The organism is Brachyspira catarrhinii (assembly GCF_005518285.1).
GTDB lineage: Bacteria > Spirochaetota > Brachyspiria > Brachyspirales > Brachyspiraceae > Brachyspira > Brachyspira catarrhinii.
In genome coordinates, this window is the sequence record NZ_SJDU01000302.1 from 1 (window position 1) to 2,856 (window position 2,856).

3 protein-coding genes are annotated in these 2,856 nt (G+C 31.8%); 1 reads left to right on the forward strand and 2 read right to left on the reverse strand.

All coding sequences use genetic code 11. The annotated features are described in order from the left end of the window. Positions 1–94: 94 nt before the first annotated feature. Positions 95–784, reverse strand: coding sequence for a glycosyltransferase (locus EZH24_RS09710; protein ID WP_272897893.1), 690 nt, complete (start codon positions 782–784; stop codon positions 95–97). Beyond that, a complete protein-coding gene (locus tag EZH24_RS15345; protein WP_272897894.1) occupies positions 738–944 on the reverse strand; it encodes a glycosyltransferase family 2 protein in 207 nt (68 codons plus the stop codon). Before EZH24_RS15345 ends, EZH24_RS09710 begins: the two co-directional genes overlap by 47 nt. Before the next feature lie 174 nt (positions 945–1,118). Between EZH24_RS15345 and ftsZ the strand changes: the two genes are divergently transcribed. Next, positions 1,119–2,810 carry a cell division protein FtsZ gene (ftsZ, locus tag EZH24_RS09715; RefSeq protein ID WP_137998954.1) on the forward strand — a complete coding sequence of 564 codons (1,692 nt, stop codon included), beginning with the start codon at positions 1,119–1,121 and terminating at the stop codon, positions 2,808–2,810. The last annotated feature ends 46 nt before the right edge of the window (positions 2,811–2,856 follow it).

Below are 2,856 nucleotides of genomic sequence, written 5' to 3' on the forward strand. Positions count from 1 at the left end.
ATGTATATTCATTTTTTATCTTTATAATTTTAAAATTTATTTTTTATAATCTAAAATATTATAAATCATTTTTAAGAATTATTAAATATTATTATTAACGCAAATTTTTCGTATAATCGTTATTATTCTTTTTTTGAATTTTGTCTCCGTAAAATTTCTTTATAGGCTTAAAAAATATATCGGTAATCCATCCGTTGTCAATTGGGAATACTCTTCTTCTCGAAATAAAAAGAATGCATTTTTTAACCCACAAAACTTTATCGCTTTCGTTACAAACATCGTTGGAATATTGAGCGTCATCTCCGTCTCCGATTTTCACTTTCCAGCCGCCAGATTTTCTCGCAATTTCCGTTTTTGTGGCTATTCCCGTAGTATGCGTTCTGTTGGGAACTCTCCAAACGCTTATAAGTCTTTTTTGTTTTTTCATCATTTCAAACCATCTTAAAATCCACGGAACGAATTGAACGGGAAACCTTTTCATCATAAATCTCGGACAATGTTTTATAAAATAGACATAACTTTTGGAATATTTTTCGGGAAGAATATCGTAGAAAGCTTCGAGGACGGCGTAAGTTTTGCATAAAGTAGTGTCGGTTTTGCCTTCTATAATCGGTTTAACCATATTTTCTATAAAATTTTCGGATATTGCAGTGTCGGCGTCAAAGAATATTATTGTTTTGCCAAGCGCTTCTTTAAGTCCCGTATTTCTCATATATTGAACATCCGATTTTTTATCGTTATGTATAACCCGAATTACCCCCCCCCCCCCGTATAAAGTTTTCATATTGGTTTATAATATTCAAAGTGCCGTCTGTGGAAGAATCGTCTATAATAATTATTTCCATTTTCAAATCGGTTTTTTGATTATTGATAGAATCGAGTAAAATCGGCAAATATTTTTCTTCGTTATAAGTCGTTATTATTAAACTAACATCGTAATCCATAAAATTTTCTCCAATTTAATTTTTCATATAATAACATATTTTTTTATTTTTAACACTTGCGGAATTTTTGAATTATGTTAATATAATTATGTTTATTAAAATTATGATAATAGACGATAATAATTATAAGTATTTTAATTTTTATTTTTCCAATAATTAAAAAGGGAGTAAGCGATGGATTCTAAATATAGAATAGAATTGGCTGATAATTCAAATAATTCAAAAGGAAACTTAAATATGAATTCTTTATTAAACGATTCTGGAACGATTATAAAAGTTATAGGAGTGGGAAACGGAGGATGCAACGCCGTTAATAGAATGATAGAAGAAGGACTTAACGGAGTGGATTTTGTCGCTATGAATACGGACAAACAGGCGCTTTCGAGGTCCAATGCCGAAACCAAAATAGTATTGGGAGAGAGAGTGACTCAAGGATTAGGAGCTGGAACGGACCCAGAAAAAGGAGCGGAAGCTGCAAGAGAAGATGTCGCAAAAATAGAGCAAATAATAAACGGAGCGAATTTAGTTTTCATTGCGAGCAGTTTTGGTGGTGGAACGGGAACGGGAGCGAGTCCCGTTGTTGCGGAAATCGCTAAAAAATGCGGCGCTTTGACGATAGGAGTAGTTACGAAACCTTTTAAATACGAAGGAAAATTAAGAATGAATATAGCGGAATCGGGAATAGAAAAAATGTTTACAGTTGTCGATTCCCTTATAATAATACCAAACGAAAATCTTTACGATATGGTTGACGCGGAAAATTACGGTTATACGGGAGCTTTTTCAATCATAGACGATATATTGAGGCAGGGAGTTCAAGGAATATCCGATATAATCACTCAAACTGGTTTTGGAGTAAATACCGATTTTGCCGATGTCAGAACTATGATTTCGCTTTCAAACGGAAGAGCGCATTTGGGAATAGGAATAGGAAAAGGCGAAAACAGAGTAGAAAAGGCGATAACCAACGCTTTTGAAAATCCTTTGCTCGATGTTTCAAGTATAAGAAATTCGAGAGGAGTTCTTGCCAATATTGTCGCTCCTAAAGATTTCGGACTAAAAGAATATAGAGAAGCCACCGAAAGAATAAGCGGCTACGCTCATGAAGATGCGAATATAAAAATAGGAACTTGCATTGACGAAAATTTAGATAACGAAATAAGAGTGACAATAGTCGCTACGGGATTTGAAGATAATTCTAACGAAAATAATAGTAAGGAAAATAAAGATTTTGAATCTGATAAAATAGACACAATAGACACAAAAGAATATAATACGAATAACGCGAATAATATAAATAGCGAAAATAATAATTCAAACGAAACTATAACCGATAAGTCGGAAGAGAATAATTTAAATAATTTAAATGAAAAAAAAGAACCCGTTATTAGTAAATTCGATTTTAAAAAAATAATTTCGGAAAATAAATCTAAAAACGATTATAACGAAGATATTAATAATAATGACATTAATAATAAAAATAACGAAGCGGAAAATTTTAACGATAATTATAAAAATTATAAAGAAGAATTTAATCAATCGGAACAAACGGCTTTTGATAAAAATATAATCAATAATCAAATAAAAGAAAATGTAAATTCGATAAACGGAAACGAAGCGCTTAATGATTATAATAATTATTCCGTTGGAATTGCCACCGAAGTTGCCGAAGCGGATATTAAAGAAGAGGTTAGAGAAGTTTCAAAACCTATATTCGAGACTATATCCGACAAAGACATGAAAATTCATGAAGATATGGGAGCTAATAAATATATATTCGGAGCGAGCGCAAATTCTTCCATAGATTATGACGAAACTCCAGCCTATTTAAGAAGACAAATTGTGGCAAGAAATGTAAAAAGATAAGGGTTTAATTTTGAGTTCAATATTAAGTTTTCTTTCGAGGACTCTA

Excerpts from the sequence above, each read along its gene's own strand:
- EZH24_RS15345 (WP_272897894.1), bottom strand. The coding sequence starts at position 944 with ATGGATTACGATGTTAGTTTAATAATAACGACTTATAACGAAGAAAAA.
- ftsZ (WP_137998954.1), top strand. The coding sequence starts at position 1,119 with ATGGATTCTAAATATAGAATAGAATTGGCTGATAATTCAAATAATTCA.
- EZH24_RS09710 (WP_272897893.1), bottom strand. The coding sequence starts at position 784 with ATGAAAACTTTATACGGGGGGGGGGGGGTAATTCGGGTTATACATAAC.